This is a genomic window from Massilia brevitalea, from assembly GCF_030711405.1.
Lineage (GTDB): Bacteria > Pseudomonadota > Gammaproteobacteria > Burkholderiales > Burkholderiaceae_D > Telluria > Telluria brevitalea.
Genome location: NZ_JAULSI010000007.1, coordinates 24,978 through 42,544, shown reverse-complemented (window position 1 = coordinate 42,544; position 17,567 = coordinate 24,978). Strand labels below are relative to the sequence as shown.

The 17,567-nt window shown below is 71.3% G+C and carries 13 protein-coding genes; 5 read left to right on the top strand and 8 right to left on the bottom strand.

From position 1 onward, the window contains the following. Positions 1 to 468 (top strand): SH3 domain-containing protein, encoded by a 468-nt coding sequence (locus tag QWL29_RS05895; protein ID WP_305821955.1) that lies wholly within the window; start codon positions 1 to 3, stop codon positions 466 to 468. Between the two features lie 8 nt (positions 469 to 476). Here the strand turns inward: QWL29_RS05895 and QWL29_RS05890 are convergent, their stop codons facing one another. Further along, a complete protein-coding gene (locus QWL29_RS05890) occupies positions 477 to 935 on the bottom strand; it encodes a GNAT family N-acetyltransferase (RefSeq protein WP_305821954.1) in 459 nt (152 codons plus the stop codon). 107 nt (positions 936 to 1,042) lie between these two features. Between QWL29_RS05890 and QWL29_RS05885 the strand changes: the two genes are divergently transcribed. Together QWL29_RS05885 and QWL29_RS05880 are read left to right on the top strand one after the other, a co-directional pair. Continuing rightward, positions 1,043 to 1,996 (top strand): PP2C family protein-serine/threonine phosphatase, encoded by a 954-nt coding sequence (locus tag QWL29_RS05885; RefSeq protein WP_305821953.1) that lies wholly within the window; start codon positions 1,043 to 1,045, stop codon positions 1,994 to 1,996. A 107-nt stretch (positions 1,997 to 2,103) separates the two neighbouring features. Further along, positions 2,104 to 3,636: an FHA domain-containing protein gene (locus QWL29_RS05880; RefSeq protein WP_305821952.1), complete on the top strand. Its 1,533-nt coding sequence runs from the start codon at positions 2,104 to 2,106 to the stop codon at positions 3,634 to 3,636. Positions 3,637 to 4,074: 438 nt separating this feature from the next. Here the strand turns inward: QWL29_RS05880 and QWL29_RS05875 are convergent, their stop codons facing one another. The 7 genes from QWL29_RS05875 to QWL29_RS05845 all read right to left on the bottom strand — a co-directional run bounded on the left by QWL29_RS05875 (position 4,075) and on the right by QWL29_RS05845 (position 16,004). Further along, positions 4,075 to 6,459 carry an SUMF1/EgtB/PvdO family nonheme iron enzyme gene (locus QWL29_RS05875; protein ID WP_305821951.1) on the bottom strand — a complete coding sequence of 795 codons (2,385 nt, stop codon included), beginning with the start codon at positions 6,457 to 6,459 and terminating at the stop codon, positions 4,075 to 4,077. Between the two features lie 6 nt (positions 6,460 to 6,465). Next, on the bottom strand, positions 6,466 to 8,640 hold the full coding sequence (locus tag QWL29_RS05870; RefSeq protein ID WP_305821950.1) for a coiled-coil domain-containing protein: 2,175 nt from the start codon (positions 8,638 to 8,640) through the stop codon (positions 6,466 to 6,468). A gap of 93 nt (positions 8,641 to 8,733) precedes the next feature. After that, positions 8,734 to 9,741: a hypothetical protein gene (locus tag QWL29_RS05865; RefSeq protein ID WP_305821949.1), complete on the bottom strand. Its 1,008-nt coding sequence runs from the start codon at positions 9,739 to 9,741 to the stop codon at positions 8,734 to 8,736. Further along, complete coding sequence (locus tag QWL29_RS05860; protein ID WP_305821948.1) at positions 9,738 to 10,835, bottom strand: hypothetical protein; 1,098 nt, start codon at positions 10,833 to 10,835, stop codon at positions 9,738 to 9,740. The genes QWL29_RS05865 and QWL29_RS05860 overlap by 4 nt, the downstream gene beginning before the upstream one ends. A gap of 1 nt (position 10,836) precedes the next feature. Next, complete coding sequence (locus tag QWL29_RS05855; RefSeq protein ID WP_305821947.1) at positions 10,837 to 11,409, bottom strand: hypothetical protein; 573 nt, start codon at positions 11,407 to 11,409, stop codon at positions 10,837 to 10,839. A gap of 4 nt (positions 11,410 to 11,413) precedes the next feature. Further along, complete coding sequence (locus QWL29_RS05850) at positions 11,414 to 12,658, bottom strand: hypothetical protein (protein ID WP_305821946.1); 1,245 nt, start codon at positions 12,656 to 12,658, stop codon at positions 11,414 to 11,416. Between the two features lie 136 nt (positions 12,659 to 12,794). Then, positions 12,795 to 16,004 (bottom strand): penicillin-binding transpeptidase domain-containing protein, encoded by a 3,210-nt coding sequence (locus QWL29_RS05845; RefSeq protein WP_305821945.1) that lies wholly within the window; start codon positions 16,002 to 16,004, stop codon positions 12,795 to 12,797. A gap of 216 nt (positions 16,005 to 16,220) precedes the next feature. Between QWL29_RS05845 and QWL29_RS05840 the strand changes: the two genes are divergently transcribed. Both QWL29_RS05840 and QWL29_RS05835 read left to right on the top strand, forming a co-directional pair. Next, complete coding sequence (locus QWL29_RS05840) at positions 16,221 to 16,460, top strand: hypothetical protein (RefSeq protein ID WP_305821944.1); 240 nt, start codon at positions 16,221 to 16,223, stop codon at positions 16,458 to 16,460. Between the two features lie 263 nt (positions 16,461 to 16,723). Then, positions 16,724 to 17,290 (top strand): hypothetical protein, encoded by a 567-nt coding sequence (locus QWL29_RS05835; RefSeq protein ID WP_305821943.1) that lies wholly within the window; start codon positions 16,724 to 16,726, stop codon positions 17,288 to 17,290. Positions 17,291 to 17,567 lie beyond the last annotated feature (277 nt).

The following is a 17,567-nucleotide window of genomic DNA, read 5'->3' as shown; positions in this document are numbered from 1 at the left end:
GTGTCCACCGCGCTCACCGCGCTGGCCTGCTTCGGCGCGGCGCTGGTCCTGACCCTGGTAGCGGCCGCCTGGCTGACGCCGCGCCTCTGGTGGAAGCGCGCCAACGCGCGCGCGCTGGCGGTGCTGGTCGTGGGCACCGGCGCCATCGGCAGCGCGCTGTGGTGGTTTGCCGCGCCCCTGCCGGCACAGGCAGAGGCAGCACAGGCGCAAGCAGCGCCGCTCCTGGCCAGCCGCCAGGAACTGCCCCTGCCGGGGCGCAGCTACCGCGTGGCCGACGCCCTGAACCTGCGTACGTCGGTCGGCGTCGGCGCCGCGCGCGTGACCGTGCTGCCGGCCGGCGCCATCGTCACGGCCACCGGCGTGCAGGATGGCGACTGGTGGCAGGTGCGCGCCGAGATCAGGGGCGAGGCGCGCGAAGGCTGGGCCAGCAGCCTGTGGCTGCGCCGCGCCGACGAGGCGCACAGGTGACGTGCGGTTTACGCCGGCGTATAGCGCATCGGGTTGAAGTACAGGCCCTTCACGCACTGGGTCGGCGCCATGCGCACGAAGCCGAAGGCCTCGTACACGCGCACCGCGTGGTTCGAGGAATTGACCAGGAAGGCGCCGTCGCCGCCGCGTTCGATCGCCGCGCGCCGCGCCACCTGCCACAGGCGCCGCGCCAGGCCCTGGCCATGCCAGCGCTTGTCGACGAACAGGTGGAACAGGTGGTTGTTGGCGCGGATGCCGATGAAGCCGGCCAGCGTTCCTTCGCTTTCGGCCACGTGGTAGACATGCCCGCTGCGCACGTAGTTGCGCAAGCCGTCTTCGTCGTTCTCGCGCAGGAAGGTCGCCGCGCCCTCGAGCGTCGATTCGTGCACGATGAATTCGATTGCCGCTTCGCGCAGCAGGCGCGCGGCGGCGGGCAGGTCGGAGTCGAGGAGGGGCCGGATCAGCATGAACGGTGCGGGACTTTGCCAAACATGCAAGCTAGCTTACCATGAGCACCACACATGGAGCATCGCTCCCGCCACCCCATTTTTTCCACTCCCACAAGGCAGCGCGCATGTTCGAAGGTTTGCAGTTCGGTCCCCGTCTCGACGTTGCCGCGCGCAGCAGCATCGGCGCCGGCCCCGTCATGCGCGCCGAAAACCAGGACAACTGCGTGCTGGTCGGCGCCGACGGCCAGGCCGCCCTGCTGCGCGGCGGCGACGTGCTGCGCCAGCAGGTGCCGGGCTGGCCGGCAGGCCACGTGCGCCTGGCGGTCCTGGACGGCATGGGCGGGCACGGGCATGGGCGCGAAGCAGCCGAAGCCGCCGCCGAAGGCTTGCTCGCCATCCCGGCCTGCAGCGACATCGACGTGCTGTCGGCCCACCTCGACGCCCTGCACGGCGCGCTGCAGGCGCGCTTCGACGCGCTTGGCGAACACGGGCCGCGCCCCGGCACCACGCTCACGCTGCTGGAAATCCCGCCCCTCGGCGCGCCCCTGCTGTGGCATGCGGGCGACTCGCGCCTGGTCGAAATCCAGCCCGGCGGCGTGGCGCCGCTCACCGTCGACCACGTGCCGGCCACGGCGTATGCCATGCTCGGCCTGCTGGGCGAAGCCGACTGGCGGCGCCAGGTGCATGGCGAGCACTGGCCGCAGATCGCCCAGGCCTTCATCCTCGGGAACACGTTTGCCGACTCGCGCCACCTGGAAGACGGCCTGTTCGCCCTCGACGCCGGCAACCTGCCGCCCTGGCTGCGCGCCCTGCCCGACCGCCGCGCGGTATCGCTGCGGCCGGACTGCAGCTATTTGCTGGCCACCGACGGTTTCTGGTCCTGCGCCGACCCGGCCGAATTCATCGCGCGCTGGCCGCGTTTGCTGTGCGGGAACGATGCGGTGGACGGTCTGGAGGCGCTGTTCGGGGAAATGGAAGAACGGCCGCCGGTCGGCCTGCAGCCAGACAACCTGACGGCGATCGTGTTGCGCTTTCGCCCATTCCGGCGTGACGAAACGGCGCTACCGGCAAACAATTGATTTAAAATAGGAAATAGTGCGTAGAATCAATTTTTAATCCCTAATCGCGCGCCACTGCCGAGCCGAAACGCGTAAGCTGGCCCGGTTCGCTAGCCAGGCTATTTCCCATGAACCGTTGCAGCAATCCCGCGCATCCGCATTGCACCGTCTGGGTGATGCCAGGGGATGCTGCCTGCGCGCACGGCCACCCGCAGCCGACGCCGGATGAGGTCTCCCAAGCCGCCACGTCCGCTGCTGCCGAGGTTTGTGGGACCGTTGCCGGCCCGGCCATCCTGGCCCCGGTCGATGGGTCCGTCCCTGCACTGGTTTCCACACCGGTTTCCGCTGCGATTTCTGCTCCGATCTCTGCACCGATTTCTGCTCCCACCCAGCGCCCGCACCTGCACGTCAGCGGCTTCGACCCGCGTGCAGCCGGCGGGCGGCAAGTGCTGAAACTCGACCTGCGCGGCATGCCGGCCGATTGCGCACCGCAAGTCACGCTGCTGGCCAGCTCGCGCCTGCGCCTGGAAGGCGGCGAGCGCCACAGCTTCACGCGTACCCTGCGCGGCGACTGGCTGCCGGTCTTCCTCGAGTTTTCCTCGCGCGGGCTCGAGCACGGTCAATACCGGGTCGAACTCGAACTGCACAGCCGCAGCCAGCCGGCCCGCACCTGGGTCGCCACGCTGCTGATCCTCGCCCCGCGCGCCGACGCCAGCCTGCGCGACATCCACCAGACCTTCCTCGCCACCCACAAAAACGTGCGCGTGCATGCCGACGACGCCTCGATCGCGCGGGTGCAGGCGCGCACCGGCGGCGGACGAATCGACATCGATGTGAACGCCAGCAATGCCGGCATCGCCCACCTCGACCTGGACGCCCTGGACGCCCACGGCGGCAAGATCGACTTCGGCGTCACCAGCATCGCCTGGGACGAGGAGCTGCTGGAAATCGACGTACAGGCCCAGCCTGCCCTTCACCCCTGCCCGGCCAGCACGGCCTGCCTCGACCTGCCCGCCGGGGAGTTGCCGCGTGCCCGCCGCCTGCGCCTGTTCGCACTCGACGAATGCGTGCTGGGGCGCGCGGATGGCGAGGCCGACATCCTGCTGGCCCACCATCTCGGCAGCGGCCCCACGCCCGAAGGCCTGACGCGCCGGCTGTCGGCGCAGCACGCCGTGATCCGGCGCGGCCGCGAAGGCTTCGAGATCGAGGACGTGTCGCGCTACGGGCTGCTGGTCGATGGCGTCTGGCCGGGCAAGCACAAGCCGGTCAGGCTGCATCCGGGCATGCGCATCGAACTGACGGCCAGCATTCCCGGCATCGTGACACTGGAAGTCGCGGCTGTGCTGCCGCATGCGCTGCTGCTGCAGCGCGTGGATGCGGGCATGGCGTACGAGGCCTTGTATATCGTCGATCCGGACAGGCAGCCGGGCAGTTCCGCGCATGGTGGCGCGCTCGGCTTGCCGCCCCTGTTCCACCGCGATGGCGGGTTCTGGGCGGCCGGGACGGGAGGCGACGCGACGCCGCTGACGCCGGCTACCGCGTTCGAACGGATGCAGGGATGGCCGCGCGGCGCGAGTTTTTCCGCGAGCGCGTATCCGGAAATGCGAAAAAGCGTCGCGACGCGAGCACAGAGCCTCGAGTCCCGCGAGTCGTCAGCTTAACCCGTACGGTGGGCACTTTGTAGTGCTGGCATTTAGCCGGCCCCACTGCCCACGCGGAAGGTAGCACGGCGATATCGGCATTCCGGCCGAAACATGCGTCCGTTCGCAGACGTCTGCAATGATCATTTGCGAACGCCGGTACGAGGCGGGAAGCACGGCCGAAACGCAGTCAACACGGCGCACGCATCCGCGTGGGCACGGAGTGCCCACCGTACGCTTGCTGCCAACGTGCTTCTAATGCCCCAGCGGCAACAACACCAGGAAGATCAACGCGCAGCCGGCCAGCAATGCGGCCTGCAGCCCGAACACGATCGCAGGAATCCGCAGCTCTTCGGGGATGTTCATGATTCGCCTCCCAATCAACTCACCACTACCGGGAGTCTCGAGCCTACGCCTGGCGCCAGCACGCGGCGCACGCTAGCCTGCGATCAATCGTAATCAGGAAACGCCGCCATCCCCATCCGCCGCCAACTCGCGCACCACCCGGAATCCCACGATATCGTTCGACATCACCGCCGAGAATCCATTGCGCAGCGCCGAGCGCAGGTAGCGCGGGTTGTACAGCCAGGAGCCGCCGCGCAGCACGCGCCGCGCGCGGTCGCCGCCCTCTTCCCAGGCGCTGCCGTCGAGCGGCGCGCCTTCGTAGCTGTCGTGCATGACGTCCTGCACCCATTCCCAGACGTTGCCGTGCATGTCGTGCAGGCCCCAGGGATTCGGCGCGAACTGCGTCACCGGCGTGGTGCCGCGCCGGTAGTCGCCGCGCGCGCCGCCGTTCCAGGTGAAGTTGCCGTCGTAGTTGGCGAGGTCGGTGCCGATGCTGTCGCCGAAGCTGAAGGCGGTCCTGGTGCCGGCGCGGCAGGCGTATTCCCACTCGGCTTCGCTCGGCAGGCGGTAGTGCTGGCCGGTGGATTGCGCCAGCCAGGCCAGGTAGTGCTGCGCGTCGACCCAGGACACGCCGACCACCGGGTGCATGTCGCTCTGCGGGAAGCCCGGCGCCGTCCAGTCGACGTCGCCGTCAGGCTGCCAGCCGGTCGCTTTGGCGAAGACGCGCCATTCGCCCACCGTCACCGGGTAGCGCCCCATCGCAAAGGGACGCGCAATGCCGACCCAGTGCTGGGGCGTTTCGCGCGCCAGCCAGTTCTTCTGGGCGCCGGCCGCCATCGCGATCTTGCGCTCGTGTTCGGGTGAGCCCATCTGGAAGCGGCCGGCGCGCAGCACCACCAGTTCCGGACCCTGTGCGCTGCCGTCGAGGAAGCGATCGCGCATCAGCAGCGCCGCTGCCTGATCCGGTCTGGCTGAATCAGGCAGCGGCGCGTCCTTCCCTTCTTTCCCTTCCGGAGATTCCTGCGCGTCCTTCGCCTGCGCCGCCTTGGCGCGCGCACGCTCCTGCTCGGCCAGGTAAGCCGCCGCGGCCCTGGCCTGCAAGACCTTGCGCTGGGCCTCGTCCTGGGCCTGGCGTGCCTTGGCCACCTCTTCAGCCTGGCGCACGCGCAGCTGCTCGCGCAGGGCTTCGCGCCGCGCACGGCGCGCTTCCTCGGCTTCCTGGCGTTCGCGGCGCTGCTGTTCGCGGCGCAGGCGCTCGGCCGCCGCCTGGGCCGCCACGGCCGCCGCGGCCTCGGCGCGCGCGCGTTCGCTCGGCACGCGCGCTGCGGGTGGTGGAGATGCTGTGGGCGCTGCCGGCGGCCTGGGCGGTGGAGACGGCACAGCGTCTGGCGCGGACGCCGCATCCAGCGGCTGCGCTACCGCCGGTTCCATGAGGGCGGCCGGCTCGGGCACCGGCCGCGTCTCCGGCACGGCGTCCGGCGCCGCCTCCTGTTCCGGCTCCACCCCAGCCCCATCCAGCCGCGCCAGCAGCGCCGACACGCTCTCCGGCCGCGCCCCCGGGTCCGGCGCCAAGCCGGCAAGCAGCGCCTGCCACTGCGCCTCGGCCAGCGTCTCGGGGCGGGCCAGCGTCTCGATGGCGCCGGCCGGCAGCGCGCCGCTCACCATCTGGTAGACCATCGCCGCCACCGAATACACGTCCAGCGTGCGCGCCGGCGTCAGGCCGGGCGTAGACGCTTCCGGGGCGCGGTAGCCGGGCGTGCCCGACACGGCCGGCGCTTCCAGCGGCGACACGGCGCCCTGGCGCGCGCGCGCCGCGATGCCGAAGTCGAGCAGCTTGACCTCGCCCCTGGCGGTGACGAAGACATTGGCCGGCTTGATGTCGCGGTGCACCAGGCGGTGCCGGTCCCAGGCATAGTCGAGGGCCTCGGCCACCGCCCGCAGCAGGGCCAGCGCGCGCGCCAGCGGCAGCGGCTGCGCGGCCAGTTCGCGCGCCAGCAAGGCGTCCAGGTCCTCGCCCTCCAGGCATTCCATGATCACGAAATAGCTGGCCGTGGCCGGGTCCTGGGCCCAGTCGTACACGCGCACGATGTGTTCGTGCGCCAGGCGCCGCGCACGCGTGGCTTCCTGCACCAGCAGCTTGGCGTGGCTGGCGCTCTCGGTCAGTTCGGGCGACAGGATCTTCAGCGCCACCTGGGCGCTATGGCCAAGCTCGGCGTGGGTAGCCAGGTCGGTGGCCTGCCAGACCTGCCCCATGCCGCCATGCGCGATCAGGCGTTCGAGCCGGTAGCGGCGGTTCGCCGGGCCCACCTGCTGGCCCTGCATCAGCCCCAGTTCGGTGCCGCGTGGGGCCTGGCGCGTTGTGCCGGCCGGTGCCGGCTCCGGCAGCGCGTGCGCCGCATCGAGGATCGCGTTCTTGCGCTGGTCGAACTCCTGGCGGCTCAGCAGGCCGTCATCGTGCAGCGCGCGCAGTTCGCGGATCTTGTCGATGGCTGTCTGCATCGCAGTTCAGTCCTGGAGCGGCGTGCCGCAGCTGGCGCAGAAGCGGTCGCTCCCGCATGCAGGATGGCCGTTGGCGCAGGTTCGGGGTGCGCGCGCCGCGGCCACCCGCGCCTGCGCATCCAGCGCCGCCTTGTTGACGTCGTTCTGCAGCGCCAGCAGGTCGACCTGGTGGCGGCGGTCCTTGTCGACTTCGGCATCGCGCCGGGCCTGTTCCTGGCGCACGGCGTCCTGGGCCAGGCGCGCGGCATCTGCCGGACTCAACCCGCCTCCGGCCTGCACCACGCTGGCCAGCGCCGCCAGCTGGCCCGCATCCATGGTCGCGTGCACGCGGGTCTTCATGTAGTCGGCCAGCACGGCGGCATTCGGCGCGGCGGCCACGGCCAGCTTGGCGGTGTCGTCCATGCGGCTGACCGACTCGTTGCGCGCGATGTCGATGCGCGCCAGTTCCAGCGCGTGTTCCAGCTGGGCGGCGCGCTCGGCGCGTTCGTGGCCGAGGCGGCGCAGCTCCTGCTGCCAGGCCGCTTCCTGCTCGGCGCGGCGCAGCGCGGCCTGGCGCTCGCCCGCCATCAGCTCGACCTCCTTCGCGCGCTGGGACTGGCGGTGCTCGGCCTCGATGGTGCGCAGCAGCTTCTCGTGCTGGGCAAGCGACTCCTGCTGGCCGCCCTCGCGCCGCAAGGCGTCGATTTTCTGCTGCATGCGCTCGGCTTCCAGGCTTTCGGCGCGCTGCAGTTCGCGCAGGCGCTGGCCGCCGGCCAGCTCTTCCCATTCCTGCTCGCGCTCGGCGGCGCGGCGGCGCGCGGCGTTCGCCAGCACCACCAGCGCCAGCTGGGCCGCATGCTCTTCCTCGTCGATGGCGCGGGCGCGTTCGGCCGCCAGCCGCTCGGCCGCGCGCAGGCGCACCAGTTCCTCGCGCTGGCGCGAAGCGTCCTCGATCTCCCTGGCCTGCTCGACCTTGTTGCGGATCTGCTGGACCAGCAAAGTCTGCGAAAAACGCTGCTGCGCCAGCTGGCGCGCCTGCTGCGCTTCCTGCTGCGCCACCTCGAACGCGCCGCGCATGCGGATCTGCGCCAGCGCCTGCAACTGCTTCCACTCGGCTTCTTCGCCGAGCCGCTCGCTGCGCTTCTTCGCGAAATCGTGTTCCAGCTCGGCCAGCACTTCGCCGGCGCCGCGCGCGATTGCCTCGCGCCGCGACTTCGATTCGGCCACGCGCGCATACAGGTCGATCTCGCGCGCACGCAGGCCTTGCGCCCGCTCGGCGTTGTCGAGCGTGCGCTCGGCGCGGTCCAGGGTCTCGTCCTGGCGCAATTCCATGCGGCGCAGGCGCACCCGGGCGGCGTGCTCCTCGTGGCGCAGGCGCTTCCATTCCTGCTCGTCGTACAGTTCGTCGAGCTGGCGCGCATGCTCCATCTGCACGCGCCGCTCGTCGGCCGCCAGCCACAGCGTCCCGATGCGCGCGCGGTTGGCGTCGAACTTGTCGTGGCGCAGGGCCAGCGTGTCGACGCCGGCCACGCCCAGGCCGTAGGAGGCCAGCAGCAGGCGCAGCGCGCCTTGCAGGCGCTCGTCGAATTGCGGGCGCAGTTCGCGGTTTTCCGCCATCTCGCGCAGCGACTGGCTGGCCACGAATTCGGCCGCCAGTTGGCGCACGGCCGGCGCCAGCAGTTCGCGCAGCTGCGCGCTGCCAACCACGCCCGGCATGGTCATGAAGTGGCGCGCAAAGGCCGGCACGTTTTCCACGCGCAGGCTGACCCTGAAGCGCGCCGCCACCGCCAGGTGCTCGACGGTTTCCAGGTCGTCGAAATCGAATTCGACCGGCAACGCATTGGTCCGCGTGATCAGGATTTCGGCATGGCTGTCGCGCAGCAGGTGGTTCAGGCGCGTGAAGAAACCTTCGATCTCGTATTCGCCCTGCGGCACCTCGGTGGCCTGGCTGCCCTGCAGGATGTAGGCGCGCGCGGTGGCCGGCACGCGCAGGGTCTTCACGAACAGGCCGGACAGCGCCTGCACGCCGAAGAAGACCGCCAGCTCGTCGGGACCGGCAATCCAGCGATTCTCGACCAGCACCGGCGCGTTGCGCGGCGCGCCCAGCGTGATGCCGCAGGCCGCGCAATAGCCTGCGCCGCCCGCATTCTTGTGCTCACAGCGCGGGCAGCGCGTGCCGCCAAAACCGAACATCTGGAACATGATCCGACTCCCTAGTTTCTCTATCCCTGGCCCGGCGATTCTAGCAGCCGGGACCCAGCGCACGCCCATGCTCGCACCTGGACGCGCGCCGCATCAAATCAATCCGATCCGCTCGACGCAGGCCAGGCTGGCGCCCTTGGCCCGCAATGCATCGCGCAGGCCGGGCGGCAAGTCGGCCTCCCAGGCGCGCGGCAGCAGCACGCGGTCGCCCGCCGCCGCCTCGCGCGCGATCAGCGCGCACTTCGGCGCCAGCCCTTCCACGCCCTCCACCTGGCCGGCATGCCAGGCGCCGGAACAGCCGCTGGCGATGATGCGCCCGCGCGGCAGGAATTCGCGCCCGCGCGCCAGGCGGTCGGCCAGCACCAGCGCCAGTTCGTAGGAATTGCCGTGCAGGCCGTCCTGGCCGAAGCGCACCGTGGTGCGCCAGCGCGGCGCGGCCTCGCCGTCGAAATGGCGCGCGCCGGCCAGCGCCTGGCGCACGGCGTGCTGGCGCGCGCTGTCCAGTCCCGGCGCCGCAATCGCCTCGTCGTCCGGCGCTTCGTCCGCCGCGAGCGGATACACGCTCACCTCGACCCAGCACAGGCTGTCGTTGATGCCGCCGCTGTGCAGCGGGAACCAGGCGCGCGCGCTCGACACCGATGCCGACACATCCGGCTGGCCGCTCAAGGCGCCCAGGTGGCGCAGGTGCTGTGGACCGCCGAGCAGCGCGCCGGCTGGCGGATTGCCTGCATCGTGGCCGTCGATGCGGCCGCGCTGCCATCCATCCGACCAGCCCAGCGCCAGCTGCGGCGCCGCGGCCGGCGGCAGCAGGCCGCGCACCGCGCGGTCGGCCAGCACCACGGCCAGTTCCCAGTCGCGCTCCTGCGCGCCCGGCGCGCGGTCCATGCTGATCACAACCTGGTCGCGGCTGTCGTAGCGCGCCTCGGTATGGCGCGCCAGGCGCGCCACTTCCTGCATGCGCGCCGCCAGCGCCGGCGCGCCCGGCGCGCTGCACTTGATGTCGGCGCGTCCGCCGCGCGGACGGCGCGTGGCCGTGATGGTGACGACCGAGCCGTCGGCCAGCAGGCTGCGGTACACGGCTTCGCTGACGGGTGCAGTCATGCTTCCTCCTGCACGCTGGCCAGCTTGCGCTCACCAAGCGCGTGTTCGAGATTGGCGACGATGCGGTCGGCCTCGTCGAACAGGGCTTCCAGGCCGCGGTCCTCGGCCAGTTCGAAGCGCGCCAATAAAGCCCAGGCTTCGTCAAGCGCCGCTGCGGCCTGCACGCTGTGGCGCGCGCGGCGCAACTGCTGGCTTGCCGCCAGCGGCTGGCCGGGCGCCGCCAGGGCCAGCGCGGGCATGGTGCTCGCCGCCAGGCAGACCAGGTCGAGCCGCTGCAACAGCGCCTGCTGCTGGCGGAACAGCTCCTGGCCGCTGGGCAGCGCCGCCTGGCGCACGCGGCACATCAGGCAAGGCAGTTCGAGGAAGAGGCGGCGCAGCGCACGCGCGTCCTTGCGCACCGGATCGAAAGGCGCGCGGCCTGGCACAGCGGGCACGGCAGCATCGGCAGCTTCAAGAGCGGCGGCAGCCGGCGCCGTTTCCGCACCGACGCAGGGCTCGTCCGCATCGTGCACGGCACGCGCACGCAATTCCTCGGCGAAGTCGCGTTCCGGCCGCAGATCAACCGGCACGCAGTCGTCGACGGTCACGCCGAAGCGCGTGTACAGCAGCTGGTTGAAGCCGGCGCGGAAAGCATTCCACTCGTCGAGCGTGGTGCAGGGCGGCAGGTCGAGGTTGCCCTGGGCCAATTCGCGCTGCAGCGCCGCCTCGACGCTTGTCGCGAAGCCGGCCAGGGACAAATCGCCCGCACCTTCGCTGGCCAGGAACAGATCGAAGCGCTGCTGGCTCACGCGCGGGTCGGGGCTGTCGACCGCGAAGTGCAGGCGCAGGCCGATCTCGGGTGCGGCGGCAAACGGCGCCAGGTCGCAGCCGTAGGGCCCGGGATGGAAGCACCAGCCGCTTTCGCCATCGAGCAGCCCCATGCGCCCGCCGGCGCTGATGCGGCGCGTGCGGCCGCTGCTGTCGACCGCCACGCCGGTGGCGCCGGACGGCAGCGTGCAGCCGGGCGCGATCGGCCGCGCCAGCAGCTCGGTACCCAGCCCTGCCGCGTCGAATGCCGGTGCGCGCGCCATGCGCTTGAAGAGATCGAACATCATGTCATTGCGCCGGCTGCACGCTGAAGGCGGCCCCGTGGCGCTGGAAGTGCGCGTCCGGCGCTTCGGCGAAGGGCCAAACGCATTCGCATTCGCCGTCGGCGTCCAGGCGCCCCTGCAGGACTTCGGCGCCGGCGCCGTCGAGCACGCGCAGCAGCGCCGCCTCGCGCAACAGGCGCGCCGCGAACGGCGCCTCGGGCGCCAGCTGCAGGATCACGCGGCCGGTGGCGCCGCCATCGAGGAAATGCAGGCGCCAGTAGCCGTCGTCGGTGGCCAGCTGGCGCAGGGCCGCGCCGCTGTCGGCTGCGCGCAGCATGCCATGGCTGCCTTGCCAGTGCGCGTCATTGGCTGCCTGGCCGGCTGCATGCGTGCGCCGGCGTGAGAGCGCCAGCGTGCGCAGGCGGCGCGCCGTCAGGGGCGAGCCTTCCAGGGCCGCGCGTTCGCCTGCGGTCAGCGGGCGGCTGCCGTCCAGCGCCGCCAGCAGCACGGCGTCGGCCAACGCCAGGCGGTCGCCCTCCACGCGCCGGTCCAGGAGCAGGCGTTCCTGCAGCTTGCGGTCGATCTCGCTCGTCGTCATCAATTCATCCTCCCGTTCGTGGTGCGGCTTCCAGCCTGGCGATGGCCGCGTCGCGCCGCTTGCGCAGCGTCGGCAGCGACACCGCGTCCAGCGCCGCCAGTTGCTGCATGTTCGGCAGCGCCCCCGTGGACGGATCGCGCCAGGCGTCGGGATAACAATCGTCCTCGGCGCCCAGCAGCTTCAGGTACACGGCCAGGCGCACCGGCAGCGAATCGTCTTCCAGCATGCGCCCGGCCCAGCTGCCCGGATCCTGCGTGGCGCGCGCCGCAGACAGAAAGCCGGGGGGAAGTGAAACCGCCTGCGCGCGCACGGCGTCGAGCGGGTCGTCGTCGGCCACGGGCGCTGCCTGCGCCACCTCCACCATCGGCGCGTCCAGTTCTTCGGTGCGCGCTTCCAGGATCAGGTCCGGCCCCGGTGTGGCGCCATGCGCCGATTCGTCCAGCACGCGCCAGTAATCCTCGATCCAGGCGCCGGCGGTGTCCTGGTCGTGCAGCCAGCCGCTGTCGCGGTTGCTGGAAATCGCTTCGTATTCGGCGATCTCGCGCAGCATGTCCGCGATCTTGTCCGGGCTGTTCTTCAGACTCTCGAAGCGTTTCGACTTCGTGTGCAAGGGTCCCGGCGCGCCGCCGAAGCGTTCCAGGCTTTCGCTCCAGCGCATGATCCATTCGGGGCGGCAGGCCGCGACCGACTGCAGCTGGCGCACCTCGATCGGTACAGAAAAGTCTACTGGCCGGCCGAGGATGGCGCCGACCTGCGCCGTGTGCTCGCGCCAGCCGGCGAACAGGCGCGCGATCTCGCCATACGCCGTGTCGAGCATGCGGTAGGCGTACAGGCGGTTCGGGCTGCAGGGGCGGCCGCAGGCCACCTGGTAGTTGTCGGCGTCGACCTTGTCGCGCAGGACCGCGAACATGTCGTTGACCTTCTTGCGCAGCAGCGCTTCGCCCCCGGCCTGGCGCCAGAAAGCGGGCGCGCGCGCATGCTCGGCGGCCAGCGCCGTGCAAAAGGCGTCCCAGTCGCCCTGGCGGGCGCCCAGCTCGAAGGCCAGGCCCAGGGCCAGCTCGCCCACCGTCTCGCCATAGCTGTTGCCATTCGCCTGCGCACGCGCCGTGCGGCCGGCCGCGTGCAGCGACTCGGCCAGCAGGTTGACGTACAGCGCCAACGCTGCCCCTTGCGGCGCGGGGGCGATCAGTTCGAGCGGGTCGACGCGCGCAAACACGTCGAGCGAACAGGCGCCCAACAGTTTCCGCACCTGCTCCCATCCAGGTTCCTGGTACCGGGTTCCCGGCAAACGCATACCTTCCTCATGTATCTGCAATATGTCCGTCAGATAACGAACTTTGCAAATCATGCCATACAAACATGAATTCAAGGCGCGCTGGAGAACCTCACTTACCGCTCTGTTCAGGCTTTTGCGCCAGCATCGAGCGCAGCAGCGCGGCCACGACCGGCGCCGCGTGCTCGCCGCCGGTGGCGTCGGACCGGCTGACAAAGGCGGCAAACGCCAGGCGCCGGTCTTGCCCGGGCAGGCTGCCCGGTTCCAGCCAGCCGGTGAACCAGACCGTGGCCAGGCCGGCGTCGCCGACCGGCGCGGTGCCAGTCTTGCCGTACAGGCCGGCGCGCAGGCCGTCGAACTCGTGCGAGCGGAAGGCGCCAGCCGCCGTGCCGTGGGCTACCACGCCGCGCAGGCCGGCGCGGATGCGGTCCAGGCGCACGCCGAGCTTGGCGCCCGGTTCGCTGCGGGCCTGGGCGCCGTCGAGTTCCAGCAGCAGGCGCGGCGCAATCGCGCGGCCTTCGCCGACGGCGCCGGCCGCCAGCGCCATGTGCAGCGGCGTGGCCTGCATGCGCAGCCCGATCGCCATCTGGCGCAGCTCGTGGCGCGAGCCGACCGGGTCGCTGGCGGCGACGCTCGCCTGCAGCGCATCCCAGTTGCGCCAGGCGTAGTCGGCCGGCAGCAGGCCGCCATCCAGGCGCAGCGGGCGCTCGAAGCCGAGGCGGCGCGCCATCGCCACGCCCGGGCGCACCGCGTCGAGCGCGCCGCCGTCCAGCGCACGCAGGCTGGGCGCCCCGCCCTGCGGCTTGCCGAGCAGGCTGCGGTCGCCCAGTTCCGCGGTCCAGGCAAACCAGGTGTTCAGGCTATAGGTCAGCGCCTGCGCCAGGCCCAGCTTGCCGTCCTGGGCACGACGGTCGAGGTGCTGGTCGCGGAAGTTGGTGATGTGGGCGGCGCTATCGAGCGGATAGCTGGCGGCGTCGGTGCGGAAGGCGTAGCCGCCGCGCGCGGCCGTGCCGTTGATGGCGGCCAGCGGCATGCCGTCGAGCAGGGCGTCCAGGCGCGGGTTCGACTGCGCCGCCAGTTCCAGCCCCAGCGCGCTGACGATTTTATAGGTCGAGCCGGGGCTGCGCTCGGCGCCGCCGTCGTGCTGCAGGGCCGCCTGGCGGAGCAGGCTGCGTGCCGGATCGACGCGGTCGAAATCGCGCAGCTCGCTCCACGACGCGCTCGATGCCGGCGCGCCGGCCTGGGCGCTGGCGGCGGCCAGGATGTCGCCGCTGCCGGTGTCGAGCAGCACCAGCCCCGCCTGGCGGCCCGGCGCCGGGGCCGCGCCGCCGCTGCAATGCGCGCCGTCCCACTGGCCGCGGCGCAGGCCGACGCAGTCGAGCGCGCCCTGGGCCGCGCCCTGCAGGGCCAGGTCGAGCGTGAGCCTTGCCCCGTGCGGGCGGCCGTTCGGCGCCGGCAGGCGGCCCAGCATGCCGGCGACGCTGTTCGCGTGGCCTTCGCGCAGGCCAAGCAGCGTCGCCAGGCCGGCGCCGTTCGCGGCGTCCAGCGCACGCCCGCCCTGCCACAGCGGCGTGCCATGGCGGTCGGCCAGCAGCACCGGCGCCGGCGCCGCCGGGGCGACCCGGCTCGCATCCGGCAAGGGCTGCCAGCGCAGTTCCCGGCCATCCAGCGCCAGGTGGCGGTAGGCCGCGTCGCCGGCGCTGCCCAGGCTTGCCATGTCGAGCGGCGCCGCCTCCAGCACCACGCGCCGCGCGCCCGGCTGCAGCGCCAGCACCAGCTCGCGCACGTCGTCGGGCCGGGTGCAGGCGCGCCCGCCGCAGGCCGGGCGGGTGTCGACCAGTTCGGCGCCGCCGATGCCGCTGATCCTCCCGGCCAGCATCAACTCGATGCGCTCGCCGCCGCGGGCCGCTTGCGGCAGCACCAATTCCAGCCGCGCCGACTGCGCGCCGGCCGGCCAGTCGGCGACGCGGCTCCATGCTTCCCAGCCCTGCGGCAGGCGTTCGAACAGGCGCGCCGCCGCCAGCGGCATGGACGTGCTGGCGCCGACCGCCACCGCGCCGGCGCTGGCCTGCCAGCTGCCGCCCAGCGCATTCGGGCGCAGGCGCCAGGCCAGCAGGCGCCGTTCGCCGTTAAAGACGCGCACCTGTTCCAGCACGTAGGCGCCGTCGGCGCGGTGATGCAGGCGCTCCAGCAGTTTCAGGCCGGCGGCGTCGAGCACGACACCGTCCCAGCTGTGCAGGTCGCCGGTGCGCTGGCCCGGCTCGGCGGCGCGCCAGCGCGCCAGGTCGCGCGGCGCCACCTCGATCAAACCGGACGGCGCCAGGCGGATCAGGCCGCGCTCGCGCAGGCTGTCGAACAGGGCGCCGTCTTCCAGGCGCGGCGCGGCGGCTGCCGGCACCCGGTATTCGCCCGGCGCCAGCATCGCCGTGCGCAGTTCGCCCCGGGCCGGGAAGGCGGCCACCAGCGCGGCTGATGTAGCGGCGGCCCCCGGCAGCCAGCGCTGCAGCACCAGTTCGCCCGCAGCCGGACAGGCCGCGCTGGCGCGCCGCATCACGCGCAGCGCACCGGCATCGCCCCACACCAGCCAGCCTTGCCGGCCCAGCTGCGCCTCGCCGCCCCTGGCGATGGCGCCGGCGCTGGCGTCGCCGATCCAGCGCGCCGCCGGGGTGCCGCTCCAGCTCACGCGCAGCGGCGCGCCGCCGCCCGCGCTGCCGGCAATGTCCAGCTGCGGCATCGCGCCGCTCGCCAGCACCACGTTGCGCAGGGTGACCGGGCTGGCGGCCGTGTCATTGCGCGCGGCCCAGCGCGCCACATCGGCAAAGGGATAGCCGACCCGCACCGGCGAAATGCGTCCGCTGGCCCGGTCCAGCATCTGCTCGCACAAGTCGATTACCACCGGGCGTTCGGCGCGCATGCCGGCCACCACCAGCAGCGCCCCGCCGCCATGCGGGTTCAGGCTGACGCCGGCCTGGGCCGGCACGCTGAAGGACAGGCCGGGCAGCGCCGGCTGGAAGGCGTCGAGCTCGCGCACCAGGCCGGAGCCGGCGCTGTTGCCAGCGCTGTGGCCAGTGCTGCTGCCGGCGGCAGCGCCCAGGCTACGCGCGTGATGCGCAATCAGGATGCCGCCGCCGATAGCCAGCGCCAGCGCGGCCACGCCCAGCCAGAGGCCGGGACCAGGCTGCGCACGCGCTTGTCCACTCGCCTCTGCCGCAGCGGCCCGCAGCGGCGCCGCGCGTCCGCCGGCACGCAGGTTGCGTGCACGCCGGCGCGCCCGGCGGTTCGACGCCAGCCCGCCCAATACCGTGGCGATCATTCCCTGCATTGTCTTCCTTCCGCGCGGCTCCGCTGTGGCCGCTCATCGCGCAGGTCTAGCGGAGGGAAGCAGAAAACAGGCAGATACGGCCGCGTAGACGGACGTTCGGCGCCGTTCCTGTGCAGGTCATCCCGCCTTTTATGCGGCTCGTCGCAATCCGCTGTCCCCCTGGACGGCCCTCGGATACAGTGCATCCATCGAAACCCCACCCGCAAGGAGAACACCGTGAAGATCGCCAAGCACATGGAAGTTGTTTTCGTCGTTGCCCTCGCCGCCGCCGGCTCGTTCAGCTACTTCGCCGACGGCGTGCCGCAAGCGCATGCGCGTCCGGCCGTCATCCAGGATTCGAGCATCGCGACCGAAACCAGGATGGCTGTCGTGGTCGTGAAAGGCAAGCGCCCGAGCGCCGCCGAGAAACAGCAAATGCTGCTGGCCGATCGCCGCGCACCAGGGAGCGTGATTTGATGGCCCGCGTGCGCCGGGCAGTGCCGGGTCGCGACTGACGACCCAGGCATGCCCGGCAGCGGTTTACCCTTCCCCGCTGTCCTTTTTTCCCCGCCACATCTGCTTCTCCGCCTGCTCCTCCTGCCTGAATTCTCTCCGATTCGTTTCCAGCCTGTCACACCGGCGCGCAGTTCTGTATCACTTGTAAGCACATGCTTCAAATGCTCCTTTCCGCCAAAGCGAGCGCTATAGTGAATCATCCGCTTTGGAACTGGAGAACGAACATGAAACGCCTCACTCTCGCTGCCCTGATCGCCCTTGGCGCTGCCGCGTACGCACCGCTGCCTTCGATGGCGCAGGGCCTGGAAGTCTATGTCGGCACCGCGCCGCCGGCGCCTGTCTACGAACGCATCCCTGCCGCACGTCATGGCTACGTCTGGGCGCCGGGTTACTGGGAGTGGCGCGGCCACCGTCACTTCTGGGTGCCGGGCAGCTACGTGGTCGAGCGTCCGGGCTACGTGTATGCGTCGCCGTCGTGGCACCAGCGCGGCGGGCGCTGGTACATGAGCCAGGGGAACTGGGCGCCGCGTGATCGCTACTATGCGAACAACGACCGTTACTACGGGCCGGACCGCCATCGCGGACCGGACCGCGGCTGGAACGACCGCGATCACCGCGGCGGCAATTATGGCGGCCGCAACGATGGGCGCCGCGATTACGACCGCGATGGCGTGTCGAACCGGTATGACCGGGATCGCGACAACGATGGCATCAGCAACCGCCATGACCGCGACCGCGATGGGGTCGGGAACCGCCGGGATCGGAATCCGGATAATCCGTATCGCCGTTGAGCGGGTAGCCGGTAGTGGAATGAGAAGCGCCTCGGGAGAGGCGCTTTTTTGTTTTCGCGAGCTTTGCCGAGGATCATTTGATGAGACCGCGTGGGCACAAGTGCCCACCCTACCACGGCAGTAGGGTGGGCTCTCGAGCCCACGCGGTACGACATTCGATCTATCGAACAGCCGGAACGCTGACGTGTCAGGTGCTTGTCGAGGAAAGCCACATCCAACCCAACGATGCCTGGCCTTGACTAGCCTGGAAGATTGGATACGCCTACGACGTGACGGG